Source organism: Vibrio sp. B183 (assembly GCF_000740665.1).
Classification (GTDB): Bacteria; Pseudomonadota; Gammaproteobacteria; order Enterobacterales; family Vibrionaceae; genus Vibrio; species Vibrio coralliilyticus.
Genome location: NZ_JPQB01000018.1, coordinates 114,873 through 133,433 on the forward strand (window position 1 = coordinate 114,873; position 18,561 = coordinate 133,433).

Consider the following 18,561-nt stretch of genomic DNA (forward strand, 5'->3'; position numbering starts at 1 on the left):
CATCCTCCATGATTACTGCGCTTGAACGCGAAGTTCTGCGGCACTACGACTTTGGTGACCAAGCAGGGTACGAAGGTCCGCGGCTTTAGGTTTCACCAGATAAAACTTTGGAATCCATTCATCAAAGTTCGCCAGAATATCTTCAGCGTGAACTGAGTTTGTCTCTTCAAGATGCTCTGCAATCAGGCCACGTAAATGTTCCTGATGGATATAGAGATCAGCCAGAGCTAGTGCTTCGACTGATTCATTGTTCACTCGGCCTTGGAAGTCTTCGTTCTTATCAAGAACGTAGGCAAAGCCGCCTGTCATACCTGCACCAAAATTGACTCCGGTTGCCCCAAGAATTGCCACGATACCGCCAGTCATATATTCACAAGCGTTGTCGCCTGCGCCTTCTATGACCGCGATGGTTCCAGAGTTGCGTACGCCAAAGCGCTCACCAGCAGTACCTGCAGCAAATAGTTTGCCACCGGTTGCACCGTACAAGCAGGTGTTGCCAATGATGGTGGCTTCATTACAGCGGAATGCTGTTCCCTGATGCGGTTTGATGACCAACTTGCCCCCAGCCATGCCTTTACCAACATAGTCATTGGCATCACCAGTGAGATACTGCTCTACGCCACCAGCATTCCAGACACCAAATGATTGCCCAGCGGTGCCATCAAGATGTAGCTTAATGGGTGTTGCTGCCAAGCCTTGGTTTCCATAACGTTTCGCAATTTCACCGGATAGGCGCGCACCAATCGAGCGATCGGTATTAATGACGTTGTAGAAGAAGCTAGCGGACTCGCGTGCCTCGACGGCTGAAAGGGCATCATCGATGATCTTCTGGTTCAACTCGGCCTTATCAAACGGTGTGTTAGGTTCTGTCCAAAATAGTGGATGACCTTCCGGTGATACAGGCGCTTCAAGAATATTGCTTAAGTCGAGCTTGGTTTGCTTGGCGGTCATGCCCTCTACTGTCTCAAGCAGTTCAGTACGACCGATGAGATCGGTGAGTTTTTCCACTTCCAGCTCTGCTAGCAAGGCGCGCACTTCATCAGCCAAACCTACAAAGTAATTCATCACTTGCTCAGGTAGACCTTTAAAGAATTCTTTGCGTAGCATTTCGTCTTGAGTGGCGACGCCAGTTGCGCAGTTATTGAGGTGACAAATGCGCAGGAACTTACAGCCCATCGCTACCATAGGGGCTGTTCCAAAGCCGAAGCTTTCAGCGCCGAGTATCGCGGCTTTTACAACGTCTAAACCTGTTTTTAGACCGCCATCCACTTGAAGGCGAATCTTGTGACGAAGCCCGTTAGCCACAAGTGCTTGTTGAGTTTCGGCAAGGCCTAGCTCCCAAGGGCAACCTGCGTATTTTACCGATGTCAGTGGGCTGGCAGCAGTCCCCCCGTCATAGCCTGAGATGGTGATCAGGTCTGCATACGCTTTTGCCACACCAGTGGCAATAGTGCCAACACCAGGTTCAGAAACCAGTTTGACTGATACTAAGGCGTTTGGGTTGACCTGTTTTAGGTCGAAGATCAGCTGAGCTAAATCTTCAATCGAATAGATATCGTGGTGCGGCGGCGGAGAGATCAGCGTGACGCCTTGTACCGAATAACGTAGCTTAGCGATTTCCGCTGTAACCTTATGCCCTGGAAGCTGACCACCTTCACCCGGTTTTGCACCCTGCGCGACCTTGATTTGCAGTACGTCGGCATTGGTTAGGTAATGCGGGGTCACACCAAATCGACCCGAGGCAATCTGTTTAATACGAGAGTTACGCTCTGTACCGAAGCGACGTGGATCTTCGCCACCTTCACCTGAATTTGAATAGCCACCGAGGCGGTTCATTGCAGTTGCCAAAGCTTCATGAGCTTCTGGGCTCAGAGCGCCAATGGACATTGCGGCAGAGTCAAAGCGTTTAAATAGTTCAGTGCTTGGTTCGACCTGTTCTAGTGGTAGCGGCTTCGCAGATTTTTTCAGCGTCATCAAGTCTCGCAACATCGCAACCGGACGTTGGTTTACTTGTTTGGCAAAACTTTGATAATCACCACTCTCACCGGATTTGACGGCCTGTTGCAATGTGCCAACGACATCCGGGTTATAGGCATGATACTCGCCGCCATGGACATATTTCAGTAAACCACCATGTTCAATGGCTTTACGTTTAGCCCAAGCTTTACGTGAAAGGTTAAACAAGTCTTGCTGGAAGTCGTCGAAGCTGGCGCCTTGGATACGAGTCGTGACCCCGCGGAAGCAAAGTTCGACGACATCTTCACTCAGACCCACCGCTTCAAACAGTTGTGAACAACGGTAAGAGGCAACAGTGGATATGCCCATTTTGGACATGATCTTGTAGAGGCCTTTGTTGATGCCATATTGATAGTTTTGCATCACATCGCGGTAGCTTTTTTCAAGCGCACCATCATCAATCAGTTTACCTAAGGCTTCATAAGCCAAATATGGGTAAACCGCTGTTGCACCAAATCCAAGTAGGACAGCAAACTGATGTGGATCGCGAGCAGTGGCTGTCTCGACAATAATGTTGGCATCACAACGAAGATTCTCTTCAATCAAACGTGTTTGCACCGCGCCTACTGCCATCGCCGCAGGAATCGGCAGCTTGCCTTTCACTAACGCGCGATCAGATAAAACCACCAATACAGTCCCTTCACGCACAACATCGACTGCTTGGTCACATAAGTCGTTGATCGCTTGTTTTAGGTCTTTTCTCTCAGGATCGTAATTGATATCTAAGATGGTGTTACGGTAGTGCGCATCAGCCAGTTCGAGCAGTTGCTGCATGTCTGAATAAAGCAGTACCGGCGAATCAAAAGTTACGCGATGAGCGTGCCCGTCGGTTTCGCAGAACACGTTCATTTCTTGGCCAACACTGGTCGCTAATGACATGACGTGTTTTTCACGCAACGGGTCAATCGGTGGGTTGGTGACCTGAGCAAATTTCTGACGGAAGTAGTCGGTAACTAGGCGCTCTTTAGAAGAAAGAACGGCCATCGGGGTATCATCTCCCATAGAGCCAACGGCTTCTTGACCCATATCACCAAGCACTCTAAGGACTTGATCGACTTCTTCGTTTGTCATAGCGAATTGCTTCTGATAGGTCTTGAGCAAATCGCTGTCAAAATTGCGCTCACCTACCTGATCTTCAGGCAATTGAGCAAATGGTGTGAGCTTATGGACGTTGTTGTCCATCCACTCTTTATATGGGTGGCGACCTTTTAGATCGTTATCAATTTCACTTGATTGCCACAATTTCCCGCGGCGTGTGTCAACGACCAACAATTCGCCCGGTCCAACACGGCCTTTTTCTGCCACTTCGTCGGGGGCGTAATCCCAGATACCCACTTCTGACGCCAGCGTGATGAGCTGATCTTTGGTGATCACATAACGAGCTGGGCGCAGGCCATTACGATCTAGGTTACACGCTGCATAACGACCATCAGACAATACGATGCCGGCAGGGCCATCCCATGGCTCCATGTGTTTAGAGTTGAAGTCATAGAACGCACGCAAGTCCGGATCCATATCCGGGTGGTTCTGCCATGCAGGCGGCACCAGCATTCTCATCGCGCGGAAGACGTCCATCCCCCCCGCGAGGAAAAGATCGAGCATATTGTCAAGACTGGAAGAATCAGAGCCCGTTTCGTTAACAAATGGAGCTGCCGTTTGCAGATCAGGCAGTAGTGGCGAAGCGAATTTGTATGCACGAGCGCGTGCCCACTGGCGGTTGCCTTCAATGGTGTTGATTTCACCATTGTGTGCCAGATAGCGAAACGGTTGAGCAAGCGGCCAACGTGGTTGGGTATTTGTTGAAAAACGCTGGTGGAACAAGCAAATAGCCGATTCCATGCGTAAATCTGCAAGATCGAGGTAAAAGCGTGGTAAGTCTGCAGGCATACACAGACCTTTATATACAATCACCTGTGTGGACAGGCTGCAGATATAAAAATCACTGTCTTGTGTGATTTGCTTTTCTATGCGACGGCGTGCGATATACAAACGACGCTCAATGTCGCGCTCACGCCAGCCTGCTGGAGCTGAAATGAACACTTGTTGAATGTTAGGTAACGAATCCAGTGCGATCGGGCCTAAAACATCTGAGTTGGTCGGCACGTCACGCCAACCCGAAACGGTTAGTGTTTCCTGAGCTAACTCTTTATTGATGATGTCTTTAGCGGATTGTGCTTTGACTGGGTCTTGGCTGAAAAACATCATACCTACAGCGTATTGCTTACCGAGGTTGAAGCCGTTTTCTTCAGCGATGAGGCGTAAATATGAGTCGGGCTTTTGTAATAGAAGACCACAACCATCACCGGTTTTACCATCAGCGGCGATACCGCCTCGGTGGGTCATGCGATCCAATGCCGAAATTGCTGTACGAACCAGTTTGTGACTTGGTTGTCCTTCCATGTGGGCGATCAAACCAAATCCACAGTTGTCTTTTTCAAGACTAGGATCATATAAAGCCATTGCAATTCTCCCTTTGCTTCTCTGTCTTCCAGACAGAACTACCAACATTAAAAGGGTTGGTATTTATGACTAACTATGCTTTCAAATTGTTAAATTCTGCATAAATATACACAAAATCTTTTGTTATTATTTTACAAAATAAGACGAAATCATTTTCATCGACTTCACAACGTATAGCTTATGATAGAAAAGGTCAAGTTTTTGGTGAAATATCACGTCAATGTTCGATTTACCAAGCAATAACCTAGAAAAGTACTTATATATCATATGTATAGGTTTTTGATTGTTACATTTTTGCAACAATTGAATTCGGTGGATATAAAAAAGACCAGCACAATGTGCTGGTCAAGATGGAAAGTTTGGAAGGATTGATTAGTTATTCGTTTGATACCCAGAATCATTCATTGTTGCCTGATTCTGGGGTTCATTCGGTTTACGCTGATAGCATCAATGAATCGGCTTTAGCTTCAAGATGAGTTCCACCCATTAGGTAAGCATCGATCGCACGCGCGCACTCTCGACCTTCATTGATACAGCGTACGACTAATGATTGGCCTGTACGCATATCACCAGCAGCAAATACGCCTTTTTGGTTAGTAGCAAAACCTTGAGTTGCTACGTTACCGCGATCATCCAGCGAGATATCCAGTTGTGCAAGCACACCAGTTGGTTCTGGGTGAAGGAAGCCCATCGCTAGAAATGCCATATCACACGGGATTACACGCTCGCTGCCTTCTACTTCATTGAAGTTTGGACGCTCACCTGGCTTCGCTTCTTGCCATACGATGTCTGCAATACGTAGACCCGTTACCTGACCTTGGTCGTTGCCGATGAATTCTTTGGTTAAGATATTCCAATGGCGATCGACACCTTCCTCGTGTGACGTCGAGGTGCGCATAATCATTGGGTATTGTGGCCAAGGCATGTTTGCTGGGCGCTTCTCCGGTGGAATCGGCATGATTTCAACTTGAGTGATGCTTGCTGCGCCATGACGGTTAGAAGTACCCACACAGTCAGAACCAGTATCACCGCCACCAATGACGACAACGTGTTTGCCTTTCGCGTGGATCTCTTCGGTCTTAAGATCCATGTCGTTGGCGCGACGGTTGTTTTGACCCAGGAATTCCATCGCGAAGTGAACACCTTTTAGATCACGGCCTGGAACAGGTAAATCACGTGGCACTGTCGAGCCACCTGTCAGTAGAACTACATCAAACTCTTGACGTAGTTGCTGGGCATTCACATCAACACCAACATGTTGGTTGACTTTGAATTCGATGCCAGCGTCTGCCATCAAGTTGATCTTACGATCAATCACGTCCATGCCCAGTTTGAAATCTGGGATACCAAAACGTAGCAGGCCACCGACTTTTTCATCACGTTCGAATACCGTCACGGAATGGCCAGCGCTGTTTAGCTGCTCAGCAGCGGCTAGACCAGAAGGACCTGAGCCGATGATTGCCACTGTTTTTCCAGTTCGAGAACGCGGTGTTTTTGGTTTAGCGTATCCTTCACGATACGCCGTTTCTACGATGGTTTTCTCGATATTACAGATAGTGATTGGGTCTTGGTTGATGCCAAGTACACAAGCACTTTCACATGGAGCAGGGCAAACACGACCAGTAAACTCTGGGAAGTTATTCGTCGAGCTTAGAATGTTCCATGCTTCTTCCCAGCTATCACGATAAACCGCGTCGTTAAACTCAGGGATGATGTTACCGATAGGGCAGCCGTTATGACAAAACGGCACACCACAATCCATACAACGAGAAGCTTGAGTATTGATCTTGTCACCAAACTCTTCGTTCAGAACAAACTCTTTGTTGTTCTTGATACGTTCCGCTGGGTCGATCTTCTGTGGCAGTTCACGACCATGCTCTAAAAATCCAGTAGGCTTACCCATTATACGGCCTCCACTTGAGTTTCGTTTCCTTGAGACTGTGCTTCAGCTTTACGCTTTTGAAGAACCGCTTTGTAGTCACGCGGCATTACCTTAACCATAGAGGCTAGGCTTGCTTCAAAGTTGTCTAGGAAAGACTGAGCGACTTCACTTCCTGTGAATTGAACATGCTTAGTTAGCATGTCGAGTAAGAGATCTCTGTCTTCTTGCTCGATTGGATCTAGGTCTACTAGCTCTGGGTTCAGCTTTGACTCAAAGTCACCTGATTTATCCCATACGTAAGCCACGCCGCCACTCATACCTGCGGCAAAGTTACGACCTGTTGAACCAAGGATAATTGCTGCACCGCCAGTCATGTATTCACAACCGTGGTCACCGACGCCTTCTACTACTACTTTCGCGCCTGAGTTACGAACACAGAAACGTTCACCAGCCATACCGCGAATGAAAGACTCACCCGAAGTTGCACCGTAGAAACACACGTTACCAACCACGATGTTGTCTTCCGCGACAATGCTTGATTTCGCATCTGGGTAAAGTACTAACGTACCGCCAGATAAGCCTTTACCCCAGTAGTCGTTCGCGTCGCCTTCTACTTCGAACTTCACGCCCTTAGCTAGGAATGCACCAAATGACTGACCCGCAGAACCTTTGAACTTCACGTTCATTGGCTGAGGTAGACCTGCATCTTTGTACACTTTCGAGATTTCGTTCGACAACATGGTACCTGCAGAGCGGTCTGTGTTGACGATAGGGAACTCGGCCTTCACCGCTTCGCCTTTCTCGAGTGCAGGAATCGCTGCGTGAATCAGCTTACGGTCTAGCACTTCTTCTAGGTTGTGGTTCTGTTGAGCTTGGTTGAATATACCATCAGCTTCACGTGGTCGCTCAACGTGGAGAACAGGAGACAGATCTAGGTTCTTGTATTTCCAGTGAGAAACGTCTTGGCGAATCTTCAGCTTCTGACCTTGACCGACCATCTCATCGATAGTGCGGAAACCAAGTTCAGCCATGATTTCACGCAGACCTTGTGCCATGTATTGGAAGAAGGTTACGACGTCTTCTACGCGACCATCAAAGCGCTCACGAAGCGTCTTGTTTTGAGTCGCGATACCGACAGGACAGGTGTTCTTATGACACTTACGCATCATGATACAACCTTCAACCACCAATGCTGCGGTTGCCACGCCCCATTCTTCTGCACCAAGTAGTGTTGCCACTGCAAGGTCGCGAGGTGTCTTCATCTGACCATCCGCTTGAACCACGATACGGTTACGCAGACCGTTCTTCAGTAGCGTTTGATGTGTTTCTGCCAAACCAAGTTCCCAAGGTAGACCTGTATGACGGATTGAAGACATTGGTGATGCACCAGTACCACCGTCGAAACCTGCGATTAGTACAACGTCCGCTTTCGCTTTCGCTACACCAGAAGCGATCGTACCTACGCCTGCTTCCGATACCAGTTTCACGTTTACGCGGCCAGCGCGGTTCGCGTTCTTCAAGTCGTAGATAAGCTGAGCCAAATCTTCGATTGAGTAGATATCGTGGTGTGGCGGTGGAGAGATAAGACCGACGCCCGGAGTTGAGTGACGCGTTGCACCGATCCAGTCGTCTACTTTATCGCCTGGTAGCTGACCACCTTCACCTGGTTTCGCACCTTGAGCCATCTTGATTTGTAGCTCATCAGCGTTGGTTAGGTAGTAAGAGGTTACGCCGAAACGACCTGAAGCCACCTGCTTGATTGCAGAGCGTTCCCAATCGCCGTTGTCTTTGCGCTCGAAACGCATTGGGTCTTCACCACCTTCACCAGAGTTCGATTTCGCGCCAAGGCGGTTCATCGCAACAGCCAGTGTGGAGTGTGCTTCGTAAGAAATAGAACCGAATGACATTGCACCCGTCGCGAAGCGTTTCACGATGCTTTCAATTGGCTCGACTTCGTCGATAGAGATAGAACCGGCTGGGTTCTTAATGAACTCAAGTTGGCTACGAAGGGTTACCGCGTTGTCGCCTTGCTTATCTACTGCTGTCGCGTACTGTTTGAACTGATCGTAGTTCTTGTTGCGCGTAGACTCTTGCAGTAGAGAAATGGTTTCTGGGTTGAATAGGTGCTTCTCACCACGCTGTTTCCATTGGTAAACACCACCAACATCCAGCATTTGAATTGGGATTTCACGTTGTGGGTAACCGATGCGGTGACGGATCAGCACTTCTTTGGCGATATCATCAAGGGTGAGACCTTGGATACGAGAAACCGTACCTGTGAAGTATTTGTCTACAACAGACTTATGGATACCCAAGGCTTCGAAGATTTGCGCACCATGGTACGACTGTAGCGTAGAAATACCCATCTTCGAGAAGATCTTCAGAAGACCGCCATTGATCGCTTTACGGTAGTTGTTGAACAGATCGCGAGGGTTCGCTTCTGGATCCAACTTCTTCGTACGTTGAAGTTCAATGATGGTTTCAATCACTAGGTAAGGGTTAACCGCATTCGCACCGTAACCAAGTAGCGTTGCAAAGTGGTGCGTTTCACGCGCGTCACCGGTTTCAACCACGATGTCACACTTCGCACGTAGGCCTTTACGGATCAAGTGATGGTGCACTGCACCAACTGCCAGCATTGCTGGGATCGCCGCATGGTTTGAGTTCACTGCACGGTCAGTTAGTAGGATGATTGAGTAACCATCGATAACCGCGTCTTCTGCGTATTGGCAGATACGTTTTAGTGCGCGCTCAAGCTTGCCTTGATCTTCATTGGCTTGGAACACGATATCCAGTGTCTTCGCTTGTAGGTGCTCGTTATCGATCGCACGCAATTTCTCAAGCTCAGAGTTCGCCAGAACAGGCGATTCCAATTCAACTTTCTGACAGTGAAGTGGTGTTTCAGTCAGAAGGTTTTGGTCTTTACCCAAGTAAGTGTTCAGCGACATAACCATGCGCTCACGGATCGGGTCGATCGGTGGGTTGGTTACCTGTGCGAACAGTTGCTTGAAGTAGTTTGAAAGGTGCTGAGACTGATGAGATAGAACCGCAAGAGGCCAGTCGGCACCCATTGCTGATAATGGTTCTTTCGCGTCATTCGCCATTGGAACGATGATTTCGTTCACTTCTTCAGTGCTCACACCGAAAGCTTGCTGACGATGCAGCAAACGCTCTGGAGAAGGTTGGCTGAACTGGTTGCTCGCATCTGGCAGCTTCTTCAAGCTCAGTAGGTTTTCTTCTACCCACTTCTCGTAAGGCTGTGCCGTTGCAATGGTGTCTTTCACTTCTTCATCAGAGATGATGCGACCTTGCTCTAGGTCTGCAACGAAGATACGACCTGGTTGTAGACGACCACGGAACTCTACGTTCTCTGGTTCAATATCTACAACACCAGATTCAGATGCCATCACTAGGAAGTTATCTTTGGTCACTGTGTAGCGAGAAGGGCGCAGACCGTTACGGTCTAGTGTCGCACCAACTTGAACACCATCAGTAAAACATACTGAAGCAGGACCATCCCATGGTTCCATGATGTTCGCGTGGTACTGATAGAACGCGCGACGTTTAGGATCCATGTTTTTGTTTTCTTTCCATGCTTCCGGGATCATCATCATCAATGCGTGTGGCAGGCTACGACCAGAAAGAACTAGGAGCTCAAGTGCCATGTCAAAGTTAGATGAATCCGAGCTGCCTTCCTGACAGATTGGAAGAAGCATGTCGATTTCAGCCTGAGTAAACAGGTCTGATTCTAGGATTGCTTCACGAGCTTTCATCCAGTTCAAGTTTCCGCGAACTGTATTGATTTCACCGTTGTGTGCGATGTAACGGAAAGGCTGTGCAAGACGCCATTTCGGGAAGGTGTTGGTGGAGAAACGAGAGTGCACAAGTGCTAGTGCAGTCACCATGGTCGGGTTTTGCAGATCAAGGAAGTACTGAGGTACTTGCTCGGTCGTTAACTGACCTTTGTACACCAATGTCTTGTAAGACATGGAGTTAATGTAGAAGTCGTCACCAATGTTCGAAACGCTTTCTAGGCAAACACGCACAGTGTAGTTACGAAGCACGTACAGTTTACGTTCAAGCTCTTCAGGTGTGATGCCAGGGCCACCAGAGATAAACACATGCTCAAACTGAGGTTCTGTGCTTAGTGGGTCTGCACCGATCATAGAGTTATCGGTTGGCAATACGCGGTAGCCGATAACTTCAAGATCTAGACGTTGTGCGTTACGTTCTAGAATGTCACGGCATTGTTCGCGTTTGTACTCGTCTTTCGGGAAAAGAACGACACCAACACCATACTTTTCAAACGAAGGCAGTTTAATGCCTAACTTAACGGCTTCTTCTAATAGGAATTCATGAGGTTTTTGTAGCAAGATACCCGCACCATCACCGCTGCATGGGTCACAACCTTGACCACCACGGTGTTCCATTCGTGCCAGCATATCCAATGCTTGAGTTACTACTTCGTGCGATTTACGGTTTTTGAGGTGAGCAACAAAACCGATACCACAAGCGTCATGCTCCAGTTCAGGAGTATACAGACCCTGTGAACTTTGCTCTCTATCTACCATAGATACATCCTTCCAGTTCAGTAGACGCAAATGTACTAGCCGATACTAGTTTTGCGTCCAGTCCTTTATTTTTATGATTCGCAGCCTGCCTAGGTTGGCGACTTTGATTCCATTCCGTATCTCGCAGGAAAAATATTGCGAGAAAAACAATCCTTGGTGAAATCCATGTTTTTTGTATCACAATCTAGTGATTTATATAGGTGGGAGCTGGAAAACACCGATGTTTTAGCAACTAAATATGTAATTTATTACACAAATAAAACTAAAATCTGAAATTATCCTACAATTTTGTCAGGATGAATTGCAATCAAAATTCGAGTTAGCAGAGTACTTTTTTAGCCGTTGTTATAGGTATTATGTTTAACTTTTGCTTAACAATTGAGTTTTGTTCTCCATTTTGTGCATGTTTATTGACTTTGAATAACTTCCTTTCTGTTTTAAATCGCTAGATTTTCACCTCCAAATTTTTCATTGCTGTAATTTAATTACATTAATGGAAATGATATTCATTATTGTTTGTGTTGTGAAAAAACTATGCAGTTACATGAGCTGGTTAATACGATTGGACAAGATCTTCAGCGTCGTTATGGCGAGAGAGTCCACAAACTGACGTTACATGGCGGTTTTAGCTGCCCAAATAGAGATGGCACCATAGGTCGAGGGGGATGTACTTTCTGTAATGTTGCATCGTTTGCAGACGAAGAAACTCAGACAAAGAGTATTCTTGAACAACTTAAAGATCGTGCAGGGGAAGTACATAGGGCTAAGAAGTATTTAGCTTACTTTCAAGCATATACCAGTACGTATGCTGAAGTTCAGACTCTGAAGAGTATGTACGAGCAGGCAATAAAAACGGCCGATATTGTGGGCCTGTGTGTTGGTACACGGCCAGATTGTGTGCCTGATGCTGTATTGGAGTTGCTGTCTGGTTATGTACGAGAAGGTTTCGAGATCTGGCTAGAGCTCGGTCTTCAGACTGCGAACAATGATACCCTGAAGCGTATAAATCGCGGCCATGATTTTAATTGTTATGCTAGCATCGCCAAACGAGCGAGAGCTTTAGGTATTAAAGTCTGTACCCACTTGATAGTTGGCCTACCGAAAGAAACTCACCAAGATAACATTGATACGATGCGTAAAGTTATTGATGTTGGAACTGATGGGATCAAACTTCACAGTTTGCACATTGTTGAAGGTAGTACCATGGCTAAAGCTTGGAAGGCAGGCAAGCTTAATGCTCCCTCTCTGCAGCAATATGTGGATACTGCTAGCGCAATGATCCGCATGACACCACCCGAGATTGTGTTTCATCGGGTTTCATCGGCAGCCCGGCGCCCAACTCTGCTTGCCCCTTTATGGTGTGAAAATCGTTGGTTAGCAATGACGAAAATTGGCGATGCGCTTAAGCATGAAGGTGCACAAGGTTCATCCATTGGTCATCCTTTTGTGTATGTAAAACCAACAATAAATACAGAAAACTCATCAATAAGCTGATATCTTTTGTAACCTTAGTATTAGGTTAATAGATATAGAGCATTAGAATGGAGCAGGTGTTTTACTGGTTATGGGATACATCCCATGGACATGGTTTTGACCTTGTAGTCATTTTACTCTTTGTCGTGCTGTCTGCGCTTGTTTACTCACAATTGCAAAAACACATAGAGTTGTTGGTTCAAGATGCACCTACAGCTTTGATTCTGGTTGAAGCGCAGTCCGGGAAACTCCTTCTTTCTAACAAGAACGCAATGCAGTTGTTGGCTATCCGACGAGTAGGTAAGTCCTTTCTTTTGCCAGATACGGTTTCGCGAGAGTTTTTGTTGTCCACTATTAGTCAGTTTGCAGGGGAAGGGTTCAATCGTTTCCCGATAGAGTGGAGCATCTCTAAAAATACCCGAATAAAAGTGGATATTAGTGGGCGTAAAACCGTTTATCGAGGGCGCATTTCCTGGCTACTGTATGTTTCCTCTCACCAAGCATCTCACGATGAAATGGTACGTGAAATTCAATCACTCTCTGTAGTTCGCAGTGCTTTGGATAACTTAGCTGAGCTGGTTTTCATCAAAAATAATGAAGGTGAACTGATTTCGACAAACCGAGCCTTCGAACGCTTTTGGGGGGAGCGTGCGCAAGAGGGGAGTGCCGATATCAAAGGTGTTGTGAAAGGACGGGCAAACAAACGCCGTTGGACAACGGATGCCGATGGCCGTAGCTGCTTACTTGAAACCTATCAGAATATATTGATTTCCTCTACCGGGGAAACTATGGGTAGTATCGGCATCAGTCATGATGTGACGGATTGGCACAACATGCAGCAAAACTTGCGCGATGAAATGGAAAAGCGCCGTGATACTGAAGTCGCTTTGGCTCAGCGTGATACTATTTTGCAGAATATCCTCGAGTCGAGCCCTGATTCTATCGGTATCTTCAATGAAAACATGGTGTATCAAGCGTGTAATCAGCCTTTTGTCCGAGCGCTCGGTATTTCCGATGTTGATGAGCTTATTGGTAAACGACTGCAAGATGTCATCCCCGATGATGTATATAGCCGTTTGTCGGAAACGGATCAAAAGGTGCTATACGAAGGAAAGTCATTGCGCTATATCGATAAAGCAATTAACAGCAATGGCGAATTTACTTGGTATGACGTTGTTAAATCTCCTTTCCGCGATCCTGCTTCAGGAACTAATGGTGTGTTAATTATGGCGAGGGATGTCTCTGAACGTTATCTTGCCGCACAAAAACTGGAAGAGGCAAACCTAGAGCTAGAGCGCCTGAGCTTTATTGACAGCTTGACACAAATTTCTAATCGGCGCCGTTTTGACGAACAACTCTCTACTCTGTGGCCTTTGCATGTCCGTGAACGTCAGCCTCTGAGTATTATGCTCTGCGATATCGATTACTTTAAAGGTTTCAATGACTTCTATGGTCATCAGGAGGGTGATGAAGCGTTGATGAAAGTCGCAGGTGTCTTTAAAGCGGTCTTATCACGCACCAGTGACTGCGTCGCTCGGTATGGCGGCGAAGAGTTTGGTTTTATTTTGCCGAACACAACGGCAGAAGGCGCACAGCAAGTGGCGGATAAGATTCATGATGAAATCGCTAGTTTGGCTCTGGAGCACAAAGCTTCTGAAGTCTCAACGGTGTTAACCGTGAGTATTGGTCTAGTGACCATGATCCCGCAGCCTTATGACAATAGTGAGAGTCTCATTGCTCTAGCCGACAGTGCGTTGTATCAAGCTAAGGCCAATGGGCGCAATCAGACTTGTGTTCATCACACATCCGAGAATTAACCCGCCAAGACTTTCGGTTCTCTTAGCCGCGCGTATCGAAAACAGGTAATATTTACCTATTCTTATCGCACGGAGCGCCTAATGAAACCTATAAAAAACCTCGCTCAGTATTATGTCGATCTTTTGGTCAAGCTTGGCATTTTGCGTTTCTCTATTCTTCTTGCTTTGGCTCTTGTCGCATTGGCCGTTGTAGTTCAGGTTGGCATTACCTTGGTGCTAAGTGGACATGTCGATGACATAGACATTGTTCGCTCAGTGTTTTTCGGTCTATTGATTACGCCATGGGCTGTTTACTTCCTTTCTGTCGTGGTTGATCAGCTTGAGGAATCCCGCCAGCGATTATCCAAGTTAGTCTCTAAGCTCAAAGATATGCGCTCACGAGATCAAGAGCTGAACCATAAACTGCAGCAGAACATCTCAAAGCTGAACCAAGAGATTGAAGAAAGGATTAAGGCAGAAGAAGCCCGTGAAGAAGCGATGAAAGATCTCGAGAATGAGGTTTATCAGCGTGAGCGAACTCAGCTAGAGTTAGCTGAGCGAACGGCTTTACTACGATCTTTCATTGATGCCTCTCCGGATCTTATTTATTACCGTAACGCAGATGGCGTTTTCTCAGGCTGTAACCGCGCAATGGAAGAGTTGACTGGTAAAAAAGAGAACCAGCTTGTCGGTCTGACACCATGGGATGTTTACAGTAAAGAAGTCGCTCAACAGATTGTCGATACGGATGAAAAAGTCTTTGCCGATAATCAAGCATTAACATACGAACAGTGGCTTGAATATCCAGATGGGCACAAAAATTATTTTGAGTTACGCAAAGTGCCTTTCTATAGCAAAGATGGCCGCCACCTTGGACTGGTGGGCTTCGGCCGCGATATCACTGAGCGCAAACGCCACGAAGAATCGTTGAAAAAAGCCAGTCGCGATAAGACCACCTTTATTTCAACCATTAGCCACGAACTGCGCACACCGCTTAATGGAATTGTCGGATTGAGCCGCATGCTGTTGGATACTCAGATGACGGATGAGCAGCGCAATCACATGCAAACTATTAATGTCAGCGCGATTACCCTAGGTAATATCTTCAACGATATTATTGATATGGATAAGTTTGATCGCCGCAAACTGGAGCTGTTCCCTTCTTCGCTGAATTTTGAAGAGTTTGTAGCGGAAATGGAAAGTATCTCTGCCTTGATGGCTTCTCAGAAGGGGCTGCGATTTGATCTGGAGCGATTAAGCGATCTGCCTACTGCTATCGATGTCGATGCAACAAGGCTACGTCAGGTGTTGTGGAATCTGATCAGTAATGCGATGAAGTTCACCAAAGAAGGTGGCGTCGTAATGACCGTAGAAGCTGAAGTCGACGAAGAGTATGCCAACATCACGATGGAAATCGAAGACAGTGGTATTGGGATCCCTGAAGCGGAATTAGACAAGATCTTTGCGATGTATTATCAGGTCAAATCGGGTAAAGATAATCTACATGCCGTTGGTACTGGGATTGGTCTTGCGGTGTCTAAGCAGTTGATCAAGATGATGGATGGGGATATTACGGTCAGTAGTGAAGAAGGCTTTGGTAGTACCTTTACGGTGACCATTCATGTCCCACTCTCTGTGGTCGAAGAAGAGCCTGAAGTGTTTCCGGCTGAGCGTAAGGAACTCAATATCTTCATGGTTGAAGATATTGAGCTGAATATTACTGTCGCTCGCTCGTTACTTGAGAGTATGGGGCATGAAGTTAGCGTGGCAATGACGGGGCAAGATGCTATCGAAATGTTTGATCCGGAGATCTATGATCTGGCTTTCCTCGATATACAGCTTCCGGATATGACAGGTTTTGATGTTGCTGAATTTTATCGTAAAACTTATAAAGATTTGCCGCCTTTGGTCGCCCTTACAGCCAATGTACTGAAGAATAAAAATGAGTATCTTGAAAAAGGCATGGACGATGCGATTAGCAAACCACTATCGGTGACCGCGGTTCAGGAAGTGATTGCCAAGTTTACTTCGGATGAAGATTATCAACAGCCAGAGCCTGTCACTGTGGTGGAAAGTTCAGAAGGCAATGACTTGTTTAGTCGAGTTCTAGATCTGGATATGTTGGAGTCCTACGTAGGGATCGTCGGCTCACAGCCTGTGCTGGATAGCATTGAAATGTTTGAAAATATGATGCCTGAATACGTCGAAGTGCTGAATTCCAATATGACGGCAAAACATCAAGAAGGCATTGTTTCTGAAGCGCACAAGATTAAAGGTGCAGCGGGTTCTATTGGCCTTAAGCACATTCAGAAAGTTGCTCAGAAAGCACAGTCACCGGATTTACCCGCTTGGTGGGAAAACATCGATGACTGGGTTGAAGAAATAAAGAATGAATATCAGAATGATATTCAGACTCTGAAAGAGTGGTTGGCTCAAAGGTGATAACAATGAAAAAAATAGCATTAGTAGCGCTGGGCGCAGCGCTTTTAGCTGGGTGTTCAACCGCGCCAGTCGGTTGGGAGCAAGACAACCAGACCGAGGTTGAAGACGCGACGGTTAGTTTAAAGAGTAATCTTTGGCTGAATAAAATGCCGACCTTAGGTGAAGTGCAAGATCAAACGCTTCATGGTGCCCTGTATCTGCAGTCAGACAAAGTGTTGCCAGCGACTCTGGAAGTGGAGAGCATCTCAATTAAGCAGGGAGAAGATAGCTGGATTATTGATGGTGATTTACTCGACTTACGCACTCATAATCAAAGCCATTGGGAAGTTGCCTTTGTGTGGCAATTCGCGGTGGATGCAGACAAGCCAGTCGATGTCGCATTGATGCTTAAGAACGGCGACAAAGTAGAGTGGCTAGTAGAAAAAGATGTGGTGATAGACACCGTATACTAGTTACTGAGTTAGCCAAGAATGAAAAAAGGTTGATGCGAAAGCATCAACCTTTTTACTTTTCAGTGTTAGCTGTTAGCTGTTAGCTGTTAGCTGGGGCTTCTTTGAGGCCTGCGTTGATATCTAGGATATCTTGCTCACTCAACGTGCCGACAGCTTGACGAAGCTGCAACACACTTAGGATGTAATCGTAACGTGCGTTAGATAGGTTCTTGTTTGCATCGTACAAGTTACGAGTAGAGTCAAGAACGTCGACGATAGTACGGGTACCTACATCGAAGCCTGCTTCTGTTGCTTCTAAAGCAGATTTAGCCGAAACCACAGTTTGCTCATAAGCGCGTAGTGCACCAATCGAAGCACTGATGTTGTTGTTAAAGGCGCGCACGTCTTTAACGACACTACGGTAAGTAGCTTCTAAATCTTGGCTTGCAGCAACATAGTCAAACTCTGCTTGTTTAGTCAGGGAGGTTGTTGAACCACCTGTGTAAAGAGGCACCGAAAGGTTTAGGCCGACATTGAAGCCGTCTGAATCAAAATCCCCAGAGCTAGGTGTACTATTCATTTGCTCTGCGAGCGTATAGTTGCCATCTAAGGTCAATGAAGGTAGGTGCCCTGAGCTCTGCAGAGAAATATTATCTTTAGCAATATCCTGCGCGATGCGTGATGAAAGTAAGCTTAAGTTCTTCTGTTGTGCTTCTTCCACCAAAGCGTCAACAGGGGCATCTGTCTTGCTCGCTGAGAAACGTGCAATATCTAATATATTCAGATTCGTGTGCTCTAAGCCTGTAATTTCACGCAAGCCTTCGTAGCTGTTGATCAAATCATTCTGTGCTAGTACTTCATCTGCTAACACTGAGTCGTACTGTGCTTGTGCATCATGTACGTCAGTGATTGCTGACAAACCAACTTCAAAACGTTGCTTAGTTTGCTCTAATTGGCGGCCTACCGCGGCTTTTTCTGCCTGAACAAACACTAGGTTATCCTGGGCCTTTAGTACATCAAAGTAGGCTGTCGCTACTCGCAAGATAAGAGCTTGCTGTGCTGCTGCATAAGTGGCGTCAGCTCTACGAGCGGTTTTTTCTGCTGTATCTAGCGTTATCCAACTGGAACGTTTATATAGCTCTTGGGTAAAGCCAACAGCCGCATTCCACGCGTCAGAATCGTTTGTCTCGCTGTTACGCTCACCTCGGTTTATGTCATAAGCTGCGGTTAAGCTGATTTGAGGTAGCAAGGTGGCACGGCTAGAAGTCACCGCTTCAAATGCAGAATCGCGGGTAGCTGCTGCGCTAAGTAATGTTGGGTCGTTTTCTTTTGCTTGGTTATAAATTTCCGTCAGTGTGTCAGCAAAAGCGTTGGTGCTTAAGCTGCCTAATGCTGCACTGATAAATAGTGGAAGCAGTTTTTTCATAGGTCCTATTCCTGCCAAAATATGAAAAAGGTGACTCATCGAGAGTTTAACTCATACTGATGCT

The 18,561-nt window shown here is 46.7% G+C and carries 8 protein-coding genes; 4 read left to right on the forward strand and 4 right to left on the reverse strand.

The window, feature by feature from the left end; genetic code table 11:
* Positions 1–12: 12 nt before the first annotated feature.
* From gltB (IX95_RS19880) to gltB (IX95_RS19890), 3 genes are all read right to left on the reverse strand, one after another.
* Positions 13–4,476, reverse strand: a complete 4,464-nt coding sequence (gene gltB / locus IX95_RS19880; RefSeq protein ID WP_038163437.1) for a glutamate synthase large subunit — start codon at positions 4,474–4,476, stop codon at positions 13–15.
* Positions 4,477–4,909: 433 nt separating this feature from the next.
* A complete protein-coding gene (locus IX95_RS19885) occupies positions 4,910–6,379 on the reverse strand; it encodes a glutamate synthase subunit beta (protein ID WP_038163438.1) in 1,470 nt (489 codons plus the stop codon).
* Positions 6,379–10,929, reverse strand: coding sequence for a glutamate synthase large subunit (gene gltB, locus IX95_RS19890; protein ID WP_038163440.1), 4,551 nt, complete (start codon positions 10,927–10,929; stop codon positions 6,379–6,381). Before gltB (IX95_RS19890) ends, IX95_RS19885 begins: the two co-directional genes overlap by 1 nt.
* Positions 10,930–11,463: 534 nt before the next feature.
* Here gltB (IX95_RS19890) and IX95_RS19895 point away from each other — a divergent pair.
* From IX95_RS19895 to IX95_RS19910, 4 genes are all read left to right on the forward strand, one after another.
* Complete coding sequence (locus IX95_RS19895; RefSeq protein WP_038163442.1) at positions 11,464–12,423, forward strand: TIGR01212 family radical SAM protein; 960 nt, start codon at positions 11,464–11,466, stop codon at positions 12,421–12,423.
* Positions 12,424–12,470: 47 nt separating this feature from the next.
* A complete protein-coding gene (locus IX95_RS19900) occupies positions 12,471–14,219 on the forward strand; it encodes a sensor domain-containing diguanylate cyclase (protein WP_006958039.1) in 1,749 nt (582 codons plus the stop codon).
* Positions 14,220–14,300: 81 nt separating this feature from the next.
* Entirely contained in the window at positions 14,301–16,640 is a 2,340-nt protein-coding gene (arcB, locus tag IX95_RS19905) for an aerobic respiration two-component sensor histidine kinase ArcB (RefSeq protein ID WP_038163446.1), read from the forward strand.
* A 5-nt stretch (positions 16,641–16,645) separates the two neighbouring features.
* A complete protein-coding gene (locus IX95_RS19910) occupies positions 16,646–17,092 on the forward strand; it encodes a hypothetical protein (RefSeq protein WP_038163449.1) in 447 nt (148 codons plus the stop codon).
* Between the two features lie 79 nt (positions 17,093–17,171).
* On the opposite strand, the gene tolC is transcribed toward IX95_RS19910, so the two are convergent.
* Complete coding sequence (gene tolC, locus IX95_RS19915; protein ID WP_019274478.1) at positions 17,172–18,497, reverse strand: outer membrane channel protein TolC; 1,326 nt, start codon at positions 18,495–18,497, stop codon at positions 17,172–17,174.
* Between the last annotated feature and the right edge of the window lie 64 nt (positions 18,498–18,561).